Genomic DNA, 17651 nt, shown 5'->3' with positions numbered 1-17651 from the left:
CACGTCGTCCCGGTCGACGGTCAGGTCATCGGCGAAGTGCCGGTCGCCAGTGGCGTCGGGCACGTACTTCACAGTGACAACGATCCTCAAGCTCACGCCGGCTCTCCTACTGCATCGTCATTTCGGTGCTGCCTACTTTCAGGCAGCATAGGCGCCTCAAGCGGCCGATCCCGATCGGGGCGACCCGCGCTCCGAGCGAAATATTACTCGTCAGTACACCCAGTTCGTTCCCGCTAAGCAAGCGCTTTGAACTGTGACCTTTGCAACGCAGCGTAATCGGAACTCGACCGCTTCGCAGCGGGAGCCGGCCGAGGATCAGTCGCGCAGGCCGTTGAACCGGCCCTGGTGGTAGAGGAGGGGGCGCCCGGGGCCCGCGGGGTCGCCGAGGACAACCTCGGCAAGCACGATGCGGTGATCGGCGGCGGGCACGCGGCCCACCACCCGGCACACCAGCCAGGCCAGCACGTCGTCGAGGACGGGAACGCCTTCGGGGCCCTCGCGCCAGGCGGTCGGGGCGCCGAAGCGGTCCGCGCCGCTTCTGGCGAAGGTGCCCGCCAGCTCCTGCTGGTGCTCGCCGAGTATGTGGACGCCGATGTGCTGTGCGGCCGATATCGCGGGCCAGCTGGACGCGCCGGTGCTGATGCCGAACGACAGCAGCGGGGGCTCGGCGGAGACGGAGGTGAGGGAGGTGGCGGTGAAGCCGACCGGGCCGGCGTCACCGCGCGCGGTGATCACGGCGACTCCCGCGGCGTGCCGCCGGAAGACGGAGCGCAGCAGGTCGGGCGAGGCGAGCTGAGGGGTGCCGAGGTCGGGCGAGGCCGTCATGGAGTTGTCCTTCTGCGAAGAGGGCGAGCGGGGCCGAGGAGGATCAACAACCCGGACAGCGCGCGCTCGCAGTGCGGGCGAGGTCGACGTGGACCCGCCCGAAGAGAAGGAGTTCCGTAGGCATACGGTCAGGCTGACGATAGATGGTGCGGCCAGTCAAGTACGTTCCGGCATATGGGAGATGCCTCACCGTTCCCGTCACAGCCGTCAAACCGCCTCCCCCAGCGCCGCGATGACATCGGCCTTGCGCGGCTGGCCGGTGGCTCGCCGGACGACCTGGCCGTCGGCATCGAGGACCAGGACGGTCGGGGTCTTGAGGATGTCGAGTTCGCGCACGAGCTCCAGGCGGTCCTCGGCGTCGATCTCGACGTGGCTCACGCCCGGGACCATTCCGGCCACCTCGCCGAGGATCCGCCGGGTGGCCCGGCAGGGCGCGCAGAAGGCGCTGGAGAACTGAACGAGTGTGGCGCGCTCGCCGAGCTCCGCGCCCAACTCGGCGGCCCCGAGCCGCTTTCCGCCGTCACGCACGCGCACGCGTACCCTCCCGCTCCGCTGCCGATGGAGCACTCCGTAGGCGCCCGCCACGGCGAGCACCACCACACACACCACAAGTCCGGTCATCACCTGCACAAGCATTCACGAGACTGCAAAGATTCCCGACTCCCCGAATCTTTTCCGCTGCGGAATGCTTGATTCATGGACATTGATGTGAGGGGGCCCCGCTTCGGCGCGGCCGTGACGACCGTCGTCCTGGCGGTCGTGCTGATCACCGGGAGCGCCTGGCTGCTGGCCTGGCAGACGTTGGCGTTCGCGCTCGGCGCGGCGGGCGGGGTGGCGCGTTCGCCGTACGGCTGGCTGTTCCGCAAGGCCGTTCGTCCCCGGATCGGGCCGCCGACCGAGTTCGAGTCCCCGGAGCCGCCGCGGTTCGCGCAGGCGGTCGGGCTGGTCTTCGCCGGTGTGGGGCTTGTGGGTTACACCCTCGGACCGGCCTGGCTGGGGCTTGCCGCGACCGGTGCCGCGCTCGCCGCCGCGTTTCTGAATGCCGCGTTCGGGTACTGCCTCGGGTGCGAGATGTACCTGGTCGTACGGCGCGTGACGGTCCGTACGGAGTAAAGACCGAGGAAAAGTCCAAGGTGGAACCAGTGATGGACGTGACGAGGATCTCGCCGTTCTGCGGCACCAGGACTGGCCAGCCGTTCGTTCTTCGGGCACGATCTGCGCAATGCCGTAAACCTACGGCTGCGTAACTTCCCGCCGGGAGAACCCCTTCCCAGGCAGAGAGAAGGGTCCACCCCGTCCATGGCTGAGCTTGTCTACCGTCCCGTCGTCGGTCTCGCCCAAACGTTGTTCAAGGCCTGGGACCTCAAGATCGACCTGAAGGGATCGGAGAACATTCCGCGCTCGGGCGGCGCTGTGCTGGTGAGCAATCACATCAGCTATCTGGACTTCATCTTCGACGGTCTGGCCGCCCTGCCGCAGAAGCGTCTGGTGCGCTTCATGGCGAAGGAGTCGGTGTTCCGGCACAAGATCTCGGGTCCGCTGATGCGCGGCATGAAGCACATCCCGGTGGACCGGAAGAACGGCGAGGCGGCGTACCAGCACGCGCTGCAGTCGCTGCGCTCCGGCGAGATCGTCGGCGTCTTCCCCGAGGCGACCATCTCGCAGTCCTTCACCCTCAAGAGCTTCAAGTCGGGTGCCGCGCGCATGGCCCAGGAGGCCGGGGTGCCGCTCATCCCGATGGCGCTGTGGGGCACCCAGCGGCTGTGGACCAAGGGCCACCCGCGCAACTTCAAGCGCAGCCACACCCCGATCACCATCCGGGTGGGCGAGCCGGTGGAGGCGCCCCAGGACCAGTACGCGGGCGCGATCACGAGGCGGCTGCGCGAGCGCGTCCAGGAGCTCCTGGAGGCCGCACAGCGCGCCTATCCCGTACGGCCCAAGGGCCCGGACGACACCTGGTGGATGCCCGCCCACCTCGGCGGTACGGCGCCCACGCCCGAAGAGGTGAAGGCGGCCGAGGCCCGCTGAATCGTCACGCCGGGGCGTGGACGGTGATCTTCGCCCCGGGGCTGAACTTCTCAAGCAGTTCGGCCAGTTCGGCGCCCGCCGCCTCGACCTCGGCGACCGGCATCGGGGCCAGGCTCTCCAGCAGGAAGATGCCCGAGGTCGTGTCCTCGGTGAGGCGGGTGCGCGGGCCCTGGCGCCAGTTCCAGCGCCGGCAGGTCACGCCCGCGTCGTCGCGCCAGACCACCTCGCCGGCGTCGGGGTGCTCGACGACCTCCTCGCCGCCGGCCACGGTGACGAAGTCCTCGTCGCCGGTGGCCCGTACGAGGCGCATGCCGCCCTCGATGTGGTCGATGTCCTCGCCTCCGACGGGGATCAGATGGGCGACGCTGATGGCGTTGTAGAGGTCGACGAGCAGGTTGATGCGGGGCAGTCCGGCCTCCGACAGCGCCCTCTTCGCCAGCGCCTCGGCCGAGTTGCGGGTGCGCGAGGGCTTCGAGCCGAACGCCGTGTACGCCTCGCGCCAGGCGGCCATGTGCGGGTCCTCGTGCGGGGCATGCCCGTCCAGGCGTACGGCGAGACGGCCGGCCGCCTCGTCCAGGAGCGCCGAACTCTCCTCGGTGCTGGGCCCGTTGACCAGGCCGTACGCCTCGATCGCGACATGGGTGAAACCGGGGACGAGGGTGCGCACCTCGTCGGACACGGTCAGGGAGAGCGTCATGGGCTGCCTCAGAGTGCGGTGGGGAGCGTCTTCCAGAGATACGGCCGGTCGGGTGCGGCCTTGAGGGCGTCGAGCACCGCCGGGTGCGGTTCAGCATACAGGACCGGATAGTCCACCTCATTGGACTCCGGATCGGGGACCCAGGCCAGCCGCTCGCCGTCGAGGGAGAACCGGGCGTCCACGCCCGGTTTGTTGCCGCGCGGATCCTGCCGGTGCCAGGCGCCGTTGAAGCGGACGGCGACCAGGCCGTGCACGGCATACCCCGAGCCGTCGTCGTGGGCCAGCCGCTGGTAGCAGAGCGCGGCGGGGATGTCCTCGGCCCGTAGCAGCGCGGCCACGGCGTGGGCCTTGGCGTAGCAGATGCCGGTGCCGTGCCGCAGCACGTCGGATGCCCGCCAGGTGACGCGCAGGTCGCCCGAGTCCTGGGAGTGCGGGATGGTGTCGCGCACGAACTCATAGGCGGCCCGCGCATAGGCATACGAGTCCGGCACCTTCTCGGCGAGGCGGGCGGCCGTCTCCCGTACCACTGGATGGTCATGGTCGATGACGTCGTCAGCGGCCAAGTAGGCGGACAGGTCAGGGGTGTTCTGGATCAGCTCCATGCCCGCAGAGCATAGGAATGCGATCACCCGAGAGTCAATAACTTTTCGAGTGACCGCATATCCATGCATCGCTGGAGGGCGTCAGCGGGCCATCTCCTCCTTGACCGCCGCCACGAACGCGTCCACGTCGTCCTCGGTCGTGTCGAAGGCGCACATCCAGCGCACCACTCCCGCGGCCTCGTCCCAGAAGTAGAACCGGAACCGTTTCTGCAGCCGCTCGCTCACGTCGTGCGGAAGCTTGGCGAAGACGCCGTTGGCCTGCACCGGGTAGAGGATCTCCACGCCGTGCACGGCGCGCACGCCCTCGGCCAGCCGCTGGGCCATCTCGTTGGAGTGGCGGGCGTTGCGCAGCCAGAGGTCCTTGGCGAGCAGGGCCTCCAACTGCACCGATACGAAGCGCATCTTGGAGGCGAGCTGCATGGACAGCTTGCGCAGGTGCTTCATGTGGCTGACGGCGTCCTGGTTGATGACGACGACCGCCTCGCCGAACAGCGCGCCGTTCTTCGTCCCGCCCAGGGAGAGGATGTCGACGCCGACCGAGTTGGTGAACGTCCGCATCGGGACGTTCAGGGACGCGGCCGCGTTGGCTATGCGGGAACCGTCCAGGTGGACCTTCATGCCGTGCGCGTGGGCGTGGTCGCAGATCGCACGGATCTCGTCCGGCGTGTAGAGGGTGCCGAGCTCGGTGCTCTGGGTGATCGAGACGACCTGCGGCATCGCGCGGTGCTCGTCGTCCCAGCCGTACGCCTGCCTGTCGATCAGCTCGGGGGTGAGCTTGCCGTCGGGTGTGGGGACCGTGAGCAGTTTGAGGCCGCCCATGCGCTCGGGGGCGCCGCCCTCGTCGACGTTGATGTGCGCGCTCTCGGCGCAGATCACCGCGCCCCAGCGGTCGGTGACCGCCTGGAGCGCGACGACGTTCGCGCCGGTGCCGTTGAAGACCGGGAACGCCTCCGCCGTAGCACCGAAGTGGCTGCGGATGATGCTCTGGAGGTTCTCGGTGTAGTCGTCCTCGCCGTACGCGACCTGGTGCCCGCCGTTGGCCAGGGCCAGGGCGGCGAGCACCTCCGGGTGGGCCCCGGCGTAGTTGTCGCTGGCGAAGCCGCGGACTGACGGGTCGTGGTGGCGACGGGCGTCGGTCTTCGGTGGGTTCACGGCTTCTCGGTCAGCCACAGACGCTTTCCGTTCACTTCGGCGGCGGGCTTGCTCCAGACGTCGACGATCGCCTCCGCGAGGTCCTTGACGTCGGTGAAGCCCGCGAACTTCGCGTTGGGACGCTCGGCGCGCATCGCGTCGTGCACCAACGCCTTCACCACCAGGATCGCAGCCGCGGAGGTCGGCCCCTCGGCGCCCCCGGCCTTGCGGAAGAAGTCGCCCATGGCGAGCGTCCACGCCTCGGCGGCGGCCTTGGCGGCGGCGTACGCCGCGTTGCCCGCGGTCGGATTGCTCGCGCCGGCCGCACTGATCAGGACGTAGCGGCCGCGCTCGCTGCGCTGCAGCGCCTCGGAGAAGGCGAGGGAGGTGTGCTGCACGGTGCGGATGAGCAGCAGCTCCAGGAAGTCCCAGTCGTCGAGGCTGGTCTTGATGAAGGTCTCGCTGCCGCGCCAGCCGCCGACGAGATGGACCAGGCCGTCGATGCGGCCGAAGTCCTTCTCGATGTGGGTGGCCCAGTCCCGGGTGGACTCCAGGTCCAGCAGGTCGACGGGCTCGCCGGTGACGGTGGCCCCACCGGAGGCATACCGGGCCGCGTCCACGGCCTCCGCCAGTCGCTCGGGATCGTTGTCGGCGGCCACGACGGTCGCGCCCGCCTCGGCGAGCCGGACCAGTGCCGCGCGCCCTGCGGGTCCGCCCGCGCCGGCCACCGCGATCACCGCACCGCTGAGAGCTCCGTTCCCCGCCATCTTCTTCGCCTCCTGAGCCTTGTTCTCGGTGGTGCGGTCGCTCACGCGGCCACCCGCTCGGCGCTCTCCGCCGTGATGCCCTTCGTGGAGGCGATCACGTTCTTCAGCTTCTTGGAGAGGGCCTCATAGAACATGCTCAGCGGAAACTCGTCAGGAAGCACGTCGTCGACGAGCTTTCGCGGCGGCTGACTCAGGTCGAGGGCGTCGGGGCCCTTGGCCCAGCGGGAGCCGGGGTGCGGGGCGAGGTACTGCGACACCAGGTCGTACGCGGCGAACCAGTGGACGAGCTTCGGTCGGTCGATGCCCGCCCGGTAGAGGTCCTCGATCTCGGCGCACAGCTGGTTCGTCACCTGCGGGGCGCGCTGCCAGTCGATGAACAGCTTGTTGTCCGTCCAGCGGATGACGTCGTGCTTGTGCAGGTAGGCGAAGAGCAGCTGGCCGCCGAGGCCGTCGTAGTTGCGCACGCGCTCGCCGGTGACCGGGAAGCGGAACATCCGGTCGAACAGCACCGCGTACTGCACGTCACGGGCCTGCGGGGCGCCGTCGGCCTCCAGCTTCACGGCCTCCTTGAAGGCGGTGAGGTCGCAGCGCAGCTCCTCCAGGCCGTACATCCAGAACGGCTGCCGCTGTTTGATCATGAACGGGTCGAAGGGCAGGTCGCCGTGGCTGTGGGTGCGGTCGTGGACCATGTCCCACAGGACGAAGGCCTCCTCGCAGCGCTTCTGGTCGTGGACCATCGCGGCTATGTCCTCGGGCAGCTCCAGGCCCAGGATGCCGACGGCGGCGTCGGTGACCCGGCGGAAGCGGGCGGCCTCGCGGTCGCAGAAGATACCGCCCCAGGAGAATCGTTCCGGCGCCTCGCGCACGGCGATGGTCTCCGGGAAGAGGACGGCGGAGTTGGTGTCGTAGCCGGCCGTGAAGTCCTCGAACTTGATGCCGCAGAACAGCGGGTTGTCGTAGCGGGTGCGCTCCAGCTCGGCCAGCCAGTCCGGCCACACCATGCGCAGCACGACCGCCTCGAGGTTGCGGTCCGGGTTGCCGTTCTGCGTGTACATCGCGAAGACGACCAGGTGCTGCAGGCCGTCCGCACGGTTCGCGGCGGGCTGGAAGGCCAGCAGCGAGTCGAGGAAGTCGGGCACCTGGAAGCCGTCGACGGCCCAGCGGTCCAGGTCCTTGACCAGGGCCTCGTGGTAGGCGCGGTCATGCGGAAGCAGCGGGGACAGCTCCTCCACGGCGTCCATGACACGCCGTACGGCGGCCTCGGCGTCGGTGCGCCCGGGCGCACCCTCGGCCTCGAAGTCGATCGATCCGTCCTTGGACTGCCATGGCCGGATCTGCTCCACGGCATCCTTGAGCACGGCCCACGCCGGGTGCTCCACCACCCTGGTCGCGGGAGGAACCTGCTCCCCCGAAGCCGACTGCACAAGAATTTCCGTCATGTCCCATCCTTCACAGGAGAAGCTCGCGTCAGGAGACCGTATACATACAAGCTTCCTCCCAGCAAGAGGAGCCTCGGGAGATTATCCTGCGCATCCCGATGGTCACCGAACTTTTTCCTGCCGGAAACCGATCCGGCAGGCATTTGGGTATCGCGCGGCTACCCTGGGTCCGGGCCGCCGAAACCGGCCACCGGTCAATGCCCGCAGGACTCGCCCACGCCAGGGTGACCACCCCCGCCGGTACAGGCCAGGTCCGCCCCTGGCGCCACGCCAATCCCCCGTGTACGCGCGGGTACATCACGGGTCGGGGCCGTTAGGCTGCGGCTCTGCCCGCGTGACCGTCCGCTCCGGTCGCGCGCGGAGCCGAGCCGCCGTCGACGGAAGCGAGTTGAACCTTGAACTTCCTTACCATCGGTCATCGCGGAGTCATGGGTACCGAACCCGAGAACACCCTCCGTTCCTTCGTCGCCGCCCAACAGGCCGGCCTCGACCTGATCGAACTCGATCTGCACCTGAGCAAGGACGGCGCCCTCGTCGTCATGCACGACACCGACGTGGACCGCACGACCGACGGCACCGGCCCGATCGCCGAGAAGACCCTCGCCGAGATCCGCGCCCTGGACGCCGGGCTCGGGGAACGCGTCCCGGTCTTCGAGGAGGTCCTGGAGGCGGTACGGGCACCGCTGCAGGCCGAGATCAAGGATGTGGCGGCGGCGCGGGCGCTGGCCGAGGTCATGCTGAACCGGGACCTGGTCGCGCGGGTGGAGGTGTCCTCCTTCCACGACGAGGCGATCGCCGAGATCGCCCGCCTGGTGCCGGGCGTACGCACCGCTCTGATCGGCAGCCGCTACGGCACCGACATCGTGGACCGTGCCGTCGAGGCCGGCGCCAAGACCGTCTGCCTCAACATCCGCCGCCTCACGCTGGAGGTCGTGGAACTGGCCCGCAAGGCAGACCTGAGGATCATCGGCTGGGTGGTCAACACGCAGGACCACCTGCGTCTTGTACGGGCCCTGCAGCTGGACGGCGCGACCACCGACTACCCGGAGATCAAGCGCACCGGCCGCTTCACGGCATGAACGTCACGCCAGTTCCTTGACCAGGAGCTCGAACTGCAGGTCGTCGCGCTGCGGGATGCCGAAGCGCTCGTCGCCGTACGGGAACGGGGTCATCTGTCCCGTACGGCGGTAGCCGCGGCGCTCGTACCAGGCGATCAGGTCGTTGCGTACGGAGATCACGGTCATGTGCATCTCCGTGGCACCCCAGGCCTCGCGCACGGTGCGCTCCGCCTCGGCGATGATCACCTTGCCGAGACCGCCGCCCTGCTGCGCGGGGCTGACCGCGAACATCCCGAAGTAGGCGTGGGTGCCGCGGTGTTCGAGCTGGCAGCAGGCGACGACGACACCATCCCGTTCGACCGTCAGCAGCCGGCTCTCCGGCGACTTGATGACGGCGAGCACACCCTCCGGGTCCGTGCGCTGCCCCTGAAGGATGTCCGCCTCGGTGGTCCACCCGGTCCGGCTGGAATCCCCGCGGTACGCCGACTCGATCAAAGCGACCAGGACGTCCACGTCGGCATCGGTGGCATCACGGAAGGTCAGTCCGGCGGTGGCGGCGGTGTCCATGGAGCGGATCTCCGAATCTCGGGCGCGGCTCGGGCAGGGTCGAGCGTAACCCTGCCACTAGGCTCCGCTGCATGGTGCACGTTCTCAGCAGCCGGACTCTTCTCCACCCCACGGATCCCGGGCGGTCGCGTCGTTTCTACGGCGAGCAGCTGGGGCTCGCCGTGTATCGCGAGTTCGGTACGGGGCCGGAGCGCGGCACCGTCTACTTCCTCGGCGGTGGGTTCCTGGAGGTGTCGGGTCGGTCCGAGACGCCGCCGTCCCCCGCCGTGCAGCTGTGGCTGCAGGTGGAGGATGCCGCCGCGGCGCACGACGAGCTGCGGGGCAGGGGCGTCGAGATCGTGCGGCCGCCGGTGAAGGAACCGTGGGGGCTGATCGAGATGTGGATCGCTGATCCGGACGGGACGCGGATCGTGCTGGTGGAGGTGCCCGCGGATCATCCGATCCGGTACCGGCCGGGGATCTGAGCCGCATCCGGGCTCAGCGCGGGCGGTGTTCCCAGCGGCGGTCGGTGCGGGTCAGTTCCTGGAAGCCTGCGGTGAGCAGGAGGTCGATGGCCGGCTTGTCGTCGGCCTGCTCGTAGGCGAAGAGACGGTTCACGTCGGCGAGGTGGAGCCAGGCGGTGGCATGGGCCAGGAGTTGGTGCTCCAGGCCCTTGTCGTGGGACGCCGAGTCGATGTGCAGGTTGCCGATGTCGGCCAGGCCCGTGGTGCGCGCCTGGCGTTCGGGGCGGGCCAGGGTCGTGTCGATCTCTATGAAGCCGACGGCGCGTGAGTCGACGTAGGCCGTGAAACGGGTGCCGCACTCCCCCAGCGTCCGCTCGAACGTCATGCCCGGGTGGGGTTCGGGGGCCGGGAGGTCGGACACCCGCGCGATCAGGATGACTTCCGTGTCGCCGGTGTGGCGGAAGCCGGCGCGTTCGTAGACGGCTCGGATGTGCGGCCAGTTCCGGGGCAGGCCGTGGACGACCGGGGCGGGTACGGCGCCGTCGGCGTACCGGACGCGTACGTTCCAGCGGGCGAACTGGGCCAGGCACGCGGCCATCAGCCGGTCGGCGGCCTGCTCGGCGTCGGGCCAGAAGGACGCCGGCGGATGACAGACGAACCAGTCGATCTCACCGGCGTCCCGATAGGTCTCGCCGACCTCGGCCCCGGAGCGGTAGCGCAGCAGATGGGCGGCTGCCACGACGTAGCGGCGCTGCTCGGCGACGAGCGTGACGCGCTCCGCGACCCACGGGTCGGTGATGAACTCGCCGGGCTGTCGCTCCAGGTCGCTCAGGACGGTGTTGACCGAGACGGAGACGCCGGGGACGACGGCGGCGACGTGTGCGTTGATCAGCTCGGTGAGCTGGTCGCGGTCGTCGCGGCGGAAGGGACGCACCGTGAGCGCGGACATGCGGGTCCTCCGGGTGTGGTGGTGGAGCGGAGGCCGCCATGCGGTGCGGTACAGGGGTGAGCGTATGTCGGCGGTGACGCCGGACGCGAGGGGTTTCGCCGGATGGCCCGGCGCCGGGCCCGGGTTTAGCGTGCTGGAGGGGGCGCCGAAGGACCTGCTCGGGAGGAACGCCATGAAGCTCGACAAGCCGGTGACCGGCGGGCCCTGCTGGACCGAGCTCGGGACCAGTGATCTGGAGGCGGCCAAGCGGTTCTACGCGGAGCTGTTCGGCTGGCGTGCGCAGACGGATCCGCGGCAGGAGGCCGGCGGCTACACGGTCGCGCACCTCGGGGACGCGGCGGTCGCCGCGCTGTCCCCGCTGTACCAGGAGTCGCAGCCCGTCGCGTGGAACGTGTCGTTCGCGGTGGCGGACGCGGACGCCGCCGCCGAGCAGGTGACGGCGGCGGGCGGGACGGTGCTGCTCGGTCCGATGGACGTGTTCGACGTGGGCCGGTTCACCGTGGCGATGGATCCGACGGGCGCGGTCTTCCAGATGTGGCAGGCGCGGGCCTTTCCCGGCGCCGGGGTGTTCAACGCGCCCGGTTCGCTGGGCTGGGTGGAGCTGCTGACCCGGGGGCCCGAGCGGGCCGTCGACTTCTACACGACGGTGTTCGGCTGGAGCGTCAACTCCTCGGAGCGCTACACGCAGTGGGGCCTCGGCGGTGAGGACTTCGGCGGCATGGTGCGGATGGACGAGAAGTTCCCGCCCGAGGTGCCGCCGCACTGGCTGCCGTACTTCGCGGCGGCGGACGTGGACGCGACCGCGGCCGCGGCGACGGAGGCGGGCGGCACGGTCCTCATGGAGCCGGCCTCGGTGCCGGACGGGCCGCGGATCGCGGTGCTGCGGGATCCGCAGGGCGCGGTCTTCGGGGTGTATCCGGCCGGTGCGGAAGGCTGAGCGGCAGCCAGCAGCCTGCGGCTTGCGTTGAAGTGCGCTTCAGCTCCTAGCGTCGTACGCACGATCTGCCCGAGGGGGAAATCATCGTGCGTTGCACACTGTTCGGAAAGACCGGCCTGCGCGTCAGCGAGCTGAGCCTCGGCGCCATGACCTTCGGCGAGGACCTGGGCTGGGGTGCGAGCGAGGAGACCAGCTCCCGGATGCTCGACGCCTACACGGACGCGGGCGGCAACTTCATCGACACCGCGAACAACTACACGGGCGGCACCTCCGAGAGGATCCTCGGCAAGCTGCTCGACGGGCGGCGCGACTTCTATGTGCTGGCCAGCAAGTACACCTGCGGCACCCGCGACGGGGACGTGAACTCCGCGGGCAACCACCGCAAGAACCTGGTGCGTTCGGTGGAGGCGAGCCTGGACCGGCTGCGCACCGATCACCTCGACATCCTGTGGGTGCACGCCCGCGACAACTTCACCCCGGTCGAGGAGGTCATGCGGGCGCTCGACGACGTCGTACGCAGCGGAAAGGTGCTGTACGTGGGTGTCTCGGACTGGCCCGCGTGGGAGATCGCGCAGGCCAACACCCTTGCGGAGTTGCGGGGTTGGACCGCGTTCGCCGGTTCGCAGCTGCGGTACAACCTGCTGGAGCGGACCCCGGAGAGTGAACTGCTGCCGCAGGCGCGGGCGTTCGACCTTGCCGTGCTGGCGTGGTCCCCGCTCGCCGCCGGGAAGCTGTCCGGAAAGTACCGCCGTGGTGAGTCGGGGCGCCTGGATCTCTGGGGCGACAGGTCCGACCCGCGGGCGGAGGAGGTCGTCACCGCCGTGCTGGACATCGCGGAGCAGGGCGGCTGGAGCCCGGCGCAGGTGGCGCTGGCCTGGCTGCTCCAGCGGCCCGGCAACATCGTGCCCATCGTCGGTGCCACCAAGCAGAGCCAGCTCGCCGACAACCTGGCCTGCCTGGATGTCCGCCTCGACGCCGATGCGGTCGCCCGGCTCGACGAGGTGAGCGCGGTGCCGCTCGGCTTCCCGCACGACTTCGTACGGGAGCCGGCCATCGTCAGGAACATCTACGGCGACCGCTGGCCGGAGATCGACAACCGGCGCTCCACCTACCGTCGTACGGCGACCGAGATCCTCTGAGCCCTTTCCGCCCGGTGTCCCCCGCTGCCAGGAGCGTCAGGCGAGCGGTGTCACCGTGATTCGGTCGATGACCGGGGCGTACGCCGAGCGTTGGCCGTATTCGTTCCTGGTGTCGCCGTCGTGGTCGGGGAGTTCGTCGGCGGTGAAGGTGAGCGTGTTGGGGCCCTCGGTCAGGGTGACCGGGACGGAGAGGTTCCAGAAGTTGTTGAAGTGGAAGGTGGTGGGGAAAAGGACGCGGTGCGGGGCCGCGCCGTTGACGGAGATGTCGGCGTGGCGGCAGACCGGGTCGGGGTTGTAGTGGGTGGCGGGGGCCTGCTCGCCGTTGGAGTAGCGGACGGTGAGCGCGTGGCGTCCGGCTCGCTCGGCGGTCACGGTGAGGGTGAGCGTGTTGACCAGGCCCGCGCCGATGCCGTCGACCGCTTTGCCGCCGGTGGCGTACGGGTATGCGGTCACCTTCGCGGTGCCGGTCAGGGTGCCTTCCGCGGCGGCGGACGACCGTGTGGGCAGCACTCCGCGGGACGGGGCGACGCGCAGCCGGTCCACGACCAGGCGTTCCGAAGTCCCGGTCACCGTCACCTTGTTGATGCCTCCGGCCAGGAACAGCGGGACGGCGCCGCGCTGGACGCGCCCGAGTTCCTCGCCGTTGACGGTGAGTCGGCCCTCCCCGGGGCCGAGCAGGTCGACGGTGACGGTCGCCTCGCCGTCGTCGGCGGCGTGCACCCAGAAGGTGACGGTGCCGCCCCGCGGGAGGACGGCCGCGCCGGGGCCGGAGGCGCCGAGGTGGGCGTAGCTGGCCCGGGCACCGCCGTCGAGCGCCGCGTACTCGGCGTCGTACACCGCCGTCCGATCGTCGTCGCGCAGGGCGAGGTCCAGCTTGTCGACGACCGCGTCGCCCTTGGTGACGCCGAGGTCGGGGTCCTGCGCGGCGAGCGTGATGCGGTGCGGGCCGGCGGTCAGCACGGCCTCGGTGCCGGTGTGGCCCCACACCGCCCACTTGTAGCCGAGGGGCAGCCGCAGTTCGCGCGGGTCCTCGCCGTCGACGCGCAGGAAGACGTTGGTGGGACCCTGCTCGCGCACCGCCTCGGCCAGGTTGTGCGAGTTGGCGAAGACCCGAATGTCGTACGTCCCCTCCTGCGGGACCTCGACGTCGAAGGCGAGCACGCCGTCGGAACCGGTGCGCAGACCACCCACGTGGTGACCGCCGGAGGTGGCGAACTTGTCGACGTCGGACGGGGATCCCTCGGGGCCGTTCTTCGAGTAGCCGCTGCCCGTGTAGATGGCGTCCTCGGCCTCGTACGTTCCTCGCCAACCCACCGACGGCGGCAGCAGCGCGGCCCCGTTCCCGCCGGGTGCGAGGGTCAGCTGGTAGGCGGACATCTCGTCGAGATCGGTCAGGGGCAGGGTCACCCGGCCTTCCACGACGGGCAGTTCGGCATCCCGCAGCCGCAACGGCTGTGCGCTGGCGCCGACTTGGCCGGTCCAGGGGATCTCCGTCAGCCGTACATGCACCGTCGTGCCGAAGACGTCCGCGTCGACGCCCTCGACGACGAGATCCGCGGCGCCGCTCCCGCCGCCGAACAGCACCCGCGCCTGGCGCTTGTCCCGGTCGAGCGTGGCGACGCCCTGCAGGGTGTACTGCACGTTCGGGTGCGGCGCCCTGACCTCGACGGTGTTTCCGGACAGCTGCCCGTAGGCGTTGAACAGCCACCACTGGCCGTTGCCCTTGTTCGCCTCCACCGCCGAGTCGTTGAGGTTCCCGGCGATGTTCCAGTACGCCATGTCGGCGTCGACCTTGGACTCCTCGACCGCGGCGATCCACTGGATCATCTGCCCGGGGACGGACAGGTGGTAGTTGTGCGCGTATTCGTTGAGATTGACGGGCAGCGGCCCGATGCCCAACTCCCGCTCCAGCACACGGTACTTGGCGACGTTGGTGCGGACCTCGTCCGGCGAGGACAGCTCGTGCCAGGTGATCACGTCCGGGAGCACGTCGTGATCGCGCGCGAACTCCAGGAAGCCGCGCACCTCCGGGTACAGCACGCAGGTGTTGGGTCCGGCGATGCGCGCCTCGGGGTCGATCTCCCTGATCAGCCGGTACGCCTGCTGCCAGGCCGCGAAGTAGGGGCCCGGTTCGGTGTGCCAGGAGACGCCGTCGTAGCTCCACTCTCCCGTGCCGAACATGTTGCCCTCGGGCTCGTTGAACGGCACCCACACGATGTGGGACCTGAGGGCGCCGAGCTTCTGCGCCTGCTCGACCTGGCGGCGGACGCTGCGCAGATAGGTCGCGAGCCGCTCCTCGCCGGTGGCGCCCGGCCACTCGTAGGGGAAGCCGCGGAGGATGTCGGTCAGGTAGACGTAGACGTCCTTGCCGCCGGCCGCGACGAAGGACGGCAGGACCTCCAGGGCGTCGGCGCCGGGGTGCTGGATGCCGTCCTGCGCCTTGGTGGTGACCGTGCGGACGTACATGCCCTCGACGACGGCGCGGCTGGGCACACCGTCGCCGTACACGCCGTAGAGCGTGCCGCTCGCGCCGCCGTGGAAGGGGCCGGTCTCCGCGCCCAGGTCGACAGTGAGCGTCTCGGCTGTCACGGCATCCTCTTTCGTTCGATATGTCGTACACCGGTCGATTATCCGAACCGGCCTGTCGAACGTAAGGAGAAGCGTCGATCACGTCAACGGTGCGGCGGGCGCCGAAAGTTCCGACGCCCGCCGTTCAGACACGCAGCGCGCCCAGGCGGCCTTCCAGCCGGCCGAGCAACTCGCCGAGGAGTCCGGCCAGTTCGCCCCTTCCCTGGGGGGCCAGGACGGACAGTACGGCAGTCTCGTAGGCGAGCTGCTCGGGCAGGATCCCGTCGACGAGGTCGCGGCCCGCGTCCGTGAGGCGGACGTGGGCGACGCGGCGGTCGCGGGTGTCGCCGCGGCGCTCCACCAGGCCGCGCTCGGTCAGCTGCTTGAGGCGCTTGGTGACGGCGGCACCGGAGGAGAAGGTCTCGCGGGCCAGTTCGCTGGGGGTGAGCTCGTGGCCGGTGCGGCGCAGCGCGCCGAGCAGGTCGAACTCGGGGCGGCTTAGGCCCGCCCGGCGCAGCGGTGCGTCCTCGGCCTGCTGCAGGAGGGCGGCGCAGCGGTTGATGCGGCCGATGATCTCCATGGGGCCGGTGTCGAGGTCGGGGTGGACGGCCTGCCACTGCCGGACGACAGCGGAGACGGTGTCCTCGCCCCTGGTCGCGCCCGCCTGCCGTCCGTTCGGTGCCGTCATGGCCGTACGTCCTCCGCTCTCGCCTGCCGCCGTACCGTAGCCGCGAGCGTACGGTGTCCGGCCTGCTCGGCGCGCACGACCCGCTCCTGGGGCAGGGCGCGCTGCCACCACTCGCCGGAGGCGGCGTCGACGGTGGCGCGCAGGTCGGTCAGCACGGCGACGAGGGAGCGCCGGGCAGCCGCGAGGGCGGCGGGCGCGGGAGCGGGCTCCGACAGGAGGCGGGCGGTGCGCTCGCGGCAGCGCTCGACGGCGGCCAGCGCGTCCTCGACGCGGCCGCCGGCGCGGCGGTTGGTGACGGCGACCGCGGCGAGAAAGCCGACCAGGGCGCCGACGACGGTGTCGACGACCCGCTCGGTGATCAGCCGGCCGGGCTCCTGGAACCGGGTGAACTCGGTGATGAGCAGCGCCATCGGGGTCACACAGACGCTGCCGAGCCAGTAGTTGCGGCTGATCAGCGCCTCGGCGCCGAAGTTGAAGGCGAGGCAGACGAGGACGAGGGCCGCCTGACCGAGGTGGGCGAGCGGGACAACGGCGGCGAAGAGGAGGACGCCGACCAGGTTGCCGACGACGCGTTGGACGCCCCGGCTCCAGGTGAGGCGGATATTGGCCTGGTAGAGGGAGGCGGCGGTGACCAGAGCCCAGTAGGGGCGGCCGATACCGAGAGCCAGGGACGCGTAGCCGGCGAGGGCGCAGCCCAGGGCGGTACGGACGGCGATCGGAGCGAGCGGGCCGAACCTGGTCCGGAACGGGCGGGCGGGGGCGGCGAGTTCGGCGTCGACGCCGAGGAGTTCGTCGCCGTCGCGCGGGTCGTGGAGCTCGGGGACGGGGCCGGTGCCGCTCAGTTCACGCGCCCAGGCGCGCAGCTGCTCGGGGTCGGCGTCGGCGGGGGCGGCGAGGGCGACCTCGGCACGCACGACGAGGTGCGCGAGGGCACGCCGGGTGCGGGCGGACCGGGCTCCGGTGGCGAGGAGTGCCTGCCAAGCGGCCTGGATGGCGGCGGCCGCGGCGGCGCGGGAGCGCGGGTGGCCGTCGCCGGTGGGGTGCGTGGCGGCGTACGCGGCAGCGGCGTTCAGGGCGCCCGCGGTGGCCCGGCGCTCCGGGCCGTGCGGGCGCAGCAGACCGGGCGCCATGCCGACGAACCAGGCCCAGCCGCCCGCCACGAGGGCCAGCGCGAGGTGGCCGGGGACCTGACCGAGGGCCTGCGGGACGAAGAGCGAGGCGGAGCTGATGAACGTGAGGACCACGTTGCCGGGCGGGCCGATCCGGGTCGCGTCGCACAGCGCCTTCTGCAGCGCGGCCAACAGCGCGCCGACAGTGACCAGCACGACGGCGTCGGCGGTCAGCGAGGCGGCGACCAGCGCGACGGCGAGCCCGCCGACCATGCCGAGCACCACCCAGGCCAGGGCGCGGGCCCGGGCGGCGTAGGGACGGTTGTGGGCGTACAGCGCGCACAGCGACCCGGCCATCGTGTACATCGCCAGGTCGAGCCGGCCGAGGGCGAGCAGCGTCAGGTTGGGCGGGGCGACCGAGGCGAGCACGCTCAGGGCGGGCTTGAACCAGACGTCCGAGGGCCGCCCCAGGCGGAGCACGCCGGCCAGGGGGAGGCGGTGGACGCGCGGGGTGGCGGAGGTGGAGGTCGCACTGCTCATGGAAATCAGCTTAGCAGGTGTTTTACTCGTAAAGAATCTCGGCAGACGCAGCGCTCACCTACCGTGCTCCGTCGAGTGCTCCCCGTGTACACCCTTGCGCTCGCGTGCGCACCGCATCCCCCGGGCATCGACGCACTGTCGAGACCGTCGAGCGGGGAGGTGCG

General features: G+C 70.4%; 18 protein-coding genes and 1 pseudogene. 6 read left to right on the top strand and 13 right to left on the bottom strand.

What is annotated here, in order from left to right; translation table 11 throughout:
• The 3 genes and pseudogenes from ACFY1L_RS37560 to ACFY1L_RS37550 form a co-directional block, all read right to left on the bottom strand.
• Positions 1-96 (bottom strand): annotated as a pseudogene (locus ACFY1L_RS37560) (electron transfer flavoprotein subunit beta); the annotation flags it as partial.
• 219 nt (positions 97-315) lie between these two features.
• A complete protein-coding gene (locus ACFY1L_RS37555; RefSeq protein WP_388834719.1) occupies positions 316-825 on the bottom strand; it encodes a flavin reductase family protein in 510 nt (169 codons plus the stop codon).
• Between the two features lie 207 nt (positions 826-1032).
• Positions 1033-1446 (bottom strand): TlpA family protein disulfide reductase, encoded by a 414-nt coding sequence (locus ACFY1L_RS37550; protein ID WP_388834716.1) that lies wholly within the window; start codon positions 1444-1446, stop codon positions 1033-1035.
• A gap of 75 nt (positions 1447-1521) precedes the next feature.
• On the opposite strand from ACFY1L_RS37550, the gene ACFY1L_RS37545 reads away from it, so the two are divergent.
• Positions 1522-1938 carry a DUF4395 domain-containing protein gene (locus ACFY1L_RS37545; protein ID WP_388834713.1) on the top strand — a complete coding sequence of 139 codons (417 nt, stop codon included), beginning with the start codon at positions 1522-1524 and terminating at the stop codon, positions 1936-1938.
• Positions 1939-2124: 186 nt separating this feature from the next.
• Positions 2125-2853, top strand: coding sequence for a lysophospholipid acyltransferase family protein (locus ACFY1L_RS37540; protein WP_361263452.1), 729 nt, complete (start codon positions 2125-2127; stop codon positions 2851-2853).
• 4 nt (positions 2854-2857) lie between these two features.
• On the opposite strand, the gene ACFY1L_RS37535 is transcribed toward ACFY1L_RS37540, so the two are convergent.
• The 5 genes from ACFY1L_RS37535 to ACFY1L_RS37515 form a co-directional block, all read right to left on the bottom strand.
• The gene (locus ACFY1L_RS37535) at positions 2858-3550 is read right to left on the bottom strand and encodes a B3/4 domain-containing protein (RefSeq protein WP_388834710.1); all 693 of its coding nucleotides are present in this window, start codon (positions 3548-3550) and stop codon (positions 2858-2860) included.
• 8 nt (positions 3551-3558) lie between these two features.
• Positions 3559-4152, bottom strand: a complete 594-nt coding sequence (locus tag ACFY1L_RS37530) for a transglutaminase family protein (protein ID WP_388834707.1) — start codon at positions 4150-4152, stop codon at positions 3559-3561.
• A gap of 81 nt (positions 4153-4233) precedes the next feature.
• The gene (locus ACFY1L_RS37525) at positions 4234-5304 is read right to left on the bottom strand and encodes a threonine aldolase family protein (protein WP_388834704.1); all 1071 of its coding nucleotides are present in this window, start codon (positions 5302-5304) and stop codon (positions 4234-4236) included.
• Positions 5301-6050, bottom strand: coding sequence for an SDR family NAD(P)-dependent oxidoreductase (locus ACFY1L_RS37520; RefSeq protein ID WP_388834768.1), 750 nt, complete (start codon positions 6048-6050; stop codon positions 5301-5303). Before ACFY1L_RS37520 ends, ACFY1L_RS37525 begins: the two co-directional genes overlap by 4 nt.
• A gap of 41 nt (positions 6051-6091) precedes the next feature.
• On the bottom strand, positions 6092-7489 hold the full coding sequence (locus tag ACFY1L_RS37515) for a DUF6421 family protein (protein ID WP_388834701.1): 1398 nt from the start codon (positions 7487-7489) through the stop codon (positions 6092-6094).
• Between the two features lie 395 nt (positions 7490-7884).
• Between ACFY1L_RS37515 and ACFY1L_RS37510 the strand changes: the two genes are divergently transcribed.
• A complete protein-coding gene (locus tag ACFY1L_RS37510) occupies positions 7885-8568 on the top strand; it encodes a glycerophosphodiester phosphodiesterase (protein WP_388834698.1) in 684 nt (227 codons plus the stop codon).
• 3 nt (positions 8569-8571) lie between these two features.
• Here the strand turns inward: ACFY1L_RS37510 and ACFY1L_RS37505 are convergent, their stop codons facing one another.
• Complete coding sequence (locus ACFY1L_RS37505) at positions 8572-9114, bottom strand: GNAT family N-acetyltransferase (RefSeq protein ID WP_388834695.1); 543 nt, start codon at positions 9112-9114, stop codon at positions 8572-8574.
• A 71-nt stretch (positions 9115-9185) separates the two neighbouring features.
• Between ACFY1L_RS37505 and ACFY1L_RS37500 the strand changes: the two genes are divergently transcribed.
• Positions 9186-9578 carry a VOC family protein gene (locus ACFY1L_RS37500; RefSeq protein ID WP_388834692.1) on the top strand — a complete coding sequence of 131 codons (393 nt, stop codon included), beginning with the start codon at positions 9186-9188 and terminating at the stop codon, positions 9576-9578.
• A 13-nt stretch (positions 9579-9591) separates the two neighbouring features.
• On the opposite strand, the gene ACFY1L_RS37495 is transcribed toward ACFY1L_RS37500, so the two are convergent.
• Positions 9592-10506 (bottom strand): GNAT family N-acetyltransferase, encoded by a 915-nt coding sequence (locus ACFY1L_RS37495; RefSeq protein WP_388834689.1) that lies wholly within the window; start codon positions 10504-10506, stop codon positions 9592-9594.
• Between the two features lie 172 nt (positions 10507-10678).
• Here ACFY1L_RS37495 and ACFY1L_RS37490 point away from each other — a divergent pair, with 172 nt between their 5' ends.
• Positions 10679-11443: a VOC family protein gene (locus tag ACFY1L_RS37490; RefSeq protein ID WP_388834687.1), complete on the top strand. Its 765-nt coding sequence runs from the start codon at positions 10679-10681 to the stop codon at positions 11441-11443.
• A gap of 86 nt (positions 11444-11529) precedes the next feature.
• Entirely contained in the window at positions 11530-12582 is a 1053-nt protein-coding gene (locus tag ACFY1L_RS37485) for an aldo/keto reductase (RefSeq protein WP_388834684.1), read from the top strand.
• Positions 12583-12618: 36 nt separating this feature from the next.
• On the opposite strand, the gene ACFY1L_RS37480 is transcribed toward ACFY1L_RS37485, so the two are convergent.
• The 3 genes from ACFY1L_RS37480 to ACFY1L_RS37470 all read right to left on the bottom strand — a co-directional run bounded on the left by ACFY1L_RS37480 (position 12619) and on the right by ACFY1L_RS37470 (position 17487).
• Positions 12619-15171 (bottom strand): cellulosome protein, encoded by a 2553-nt coding sequence (locus ACFY1L_RS37480; protein WP_388834682.1) that lies wholly within the window; start codon positions 15169-15171, stop codon positions 12619-12621.
• A gap of 124 nt (positions 15172-15295) precedes the next feature.
• Positions 15296-15838, bottom strand: coding sequence for a MarR family winged helix-turn-helix transcriptional regulator (locus ACFY1L_RS37475; protein WP_388834679.1), 543 nt, complete (start codon positions 15836-15838; stop codon positions 15296-15298).
• Entirely contained in the window at positions 15835-17487 is a 1653-nt protein-coding gene (locus tag ACFY1L_RS37470) for an FUSC family protein (protein ID WP_388834676.1), read from the bottom strand. The genes ACFY1L_RS37475 and ACFY1L_RS37470 overlap by 4 nt, the downstream gene beginning before the upstream one ends.
• Positions 17488-17651 lie beyond the last annotated feature (164 nt).

This window comes from Streptomyces sp. NPDC001663 (genome assembly GCF_042893105.1).
Lineage (GTDB): Bacteria > Actinomycetota > Actinomycetes > Streptomycetales > Streptomycetaceae > Streptomyces.
This window is presented reverse-complemented; position numbering and strand designations above follow the sequence as displayed.

What these genes read in the sequence shown, in the direction of transcription:
- ACFY1L_RS37555 (WP_388834719.1), bottom strand. Translation starts at nt 825, where the DNA reads ATGACGGCCTCGCCCGACCTCGGCACCCCTCAGCTCGCCTCGCCCGAC.
- ACFY1L_RS37550 (WP_388834716.1), bottom strand. Translation starts at nt 1,446, where the DNA reads ATGACCGGACTTGTGGTGTGTGTGGTGGTGCTCGCCGTGGCGGGCGCC.
- ACFY1L_RS37545 (WP_388834713.1), top strand. Translation starts at nt 1,522, where the DNA reads ATGGACATTGATGTGAGGGGGCCCCGCTTCGGCGCGGCCGTGACGACC.
- ACFY1L_RS37540 (WP_361263452.1), top strand. Translation starts at nt 2,125, where the DNA reads ATGGCTGAGCTTGTCTACCGTCCCGTCGTCGGTCTCGCCCAAACGTTG.
- ACFY1L_RS37535 (WP_388834710.1), bottom strand. Translation starts at nt 3,550, where the DNA reads ATGACGCTCTCCCTGACCGTGTCCGACGAGGTGCGCACCCTCGTCCCC.
- ACFY1L_RS37530 (WP_388834707.1), bottom strand. Translation starts at nt 4,152, where the DNA reads ATGGAGCTGATCCAGAACACCCCTGACCTGTCCGCCTACTTGGCCGCT.
- ACFY1L_RS37520 (WP_388834768.1), bottom strand. Translation starts at nt 6,050, where the DNA reads ATGGCGGGGAACGGAGCTCTCAGCGGTGCGGTGATCGCGGTGGCCGGC.
- ACFY1L_RS37515 (WP_388834701.1), bottom strand. Translation starts at nt 7,489, where the DNA reads ATGACGGAAATTCTTGTGCAGTCGGCTTCGGGGGAGCAGGTTCCTCCC.
- ACFY1L_RS37505 (WP_388834695.1), bottom strand. Translation starts at nt 9,114, where the DNA reads ATGGACACCGCCGCCACCGCCGGACTGACCTTCCGTGATGCCACCGAT.
- ACFY1L_RS37500 (WP_388834692.1), top strand. Translation starts at nt 9,186, where the DNA reads ATGGTGCACGTTCTCAGCAGCCGGACTCTTCTCCACCCCACGGATCCC.
- ACFY1L_RS37495 (WP_388834689.1), bottom strand. Translation starts at nt 10,506, where the DNA reads ATGTCCGCGCTCACGGTGCGTCCCTTCCGCCGCGACGACCGCGACCAG.
- ACFY1L_RS37490 (WP_388834687.1), top strand. Translation starts at nt 10,679, where the DNA reads ATGAAGCTCGACAAGCCGGTGACCGGCGGGCCCTGCTGGACCGAGCTC.
- ACFY1L_RS37475 (WP_388834679.1), bottom strand. Translation starts at nt 15,838, where the DNA reads ATGACGGCACCGAACGGACGGCAGGCGGGCGCGACCAGGGGCGAGGAC.
- ACFY1L_RS37470 (WP_388834676.1), bottom strand. Translation starts at nt 17,487, where the DNA reads ATGAGCAGTGCGACCTCCACCTCCGCCACCCCGCGCGTCCACCGCCTC.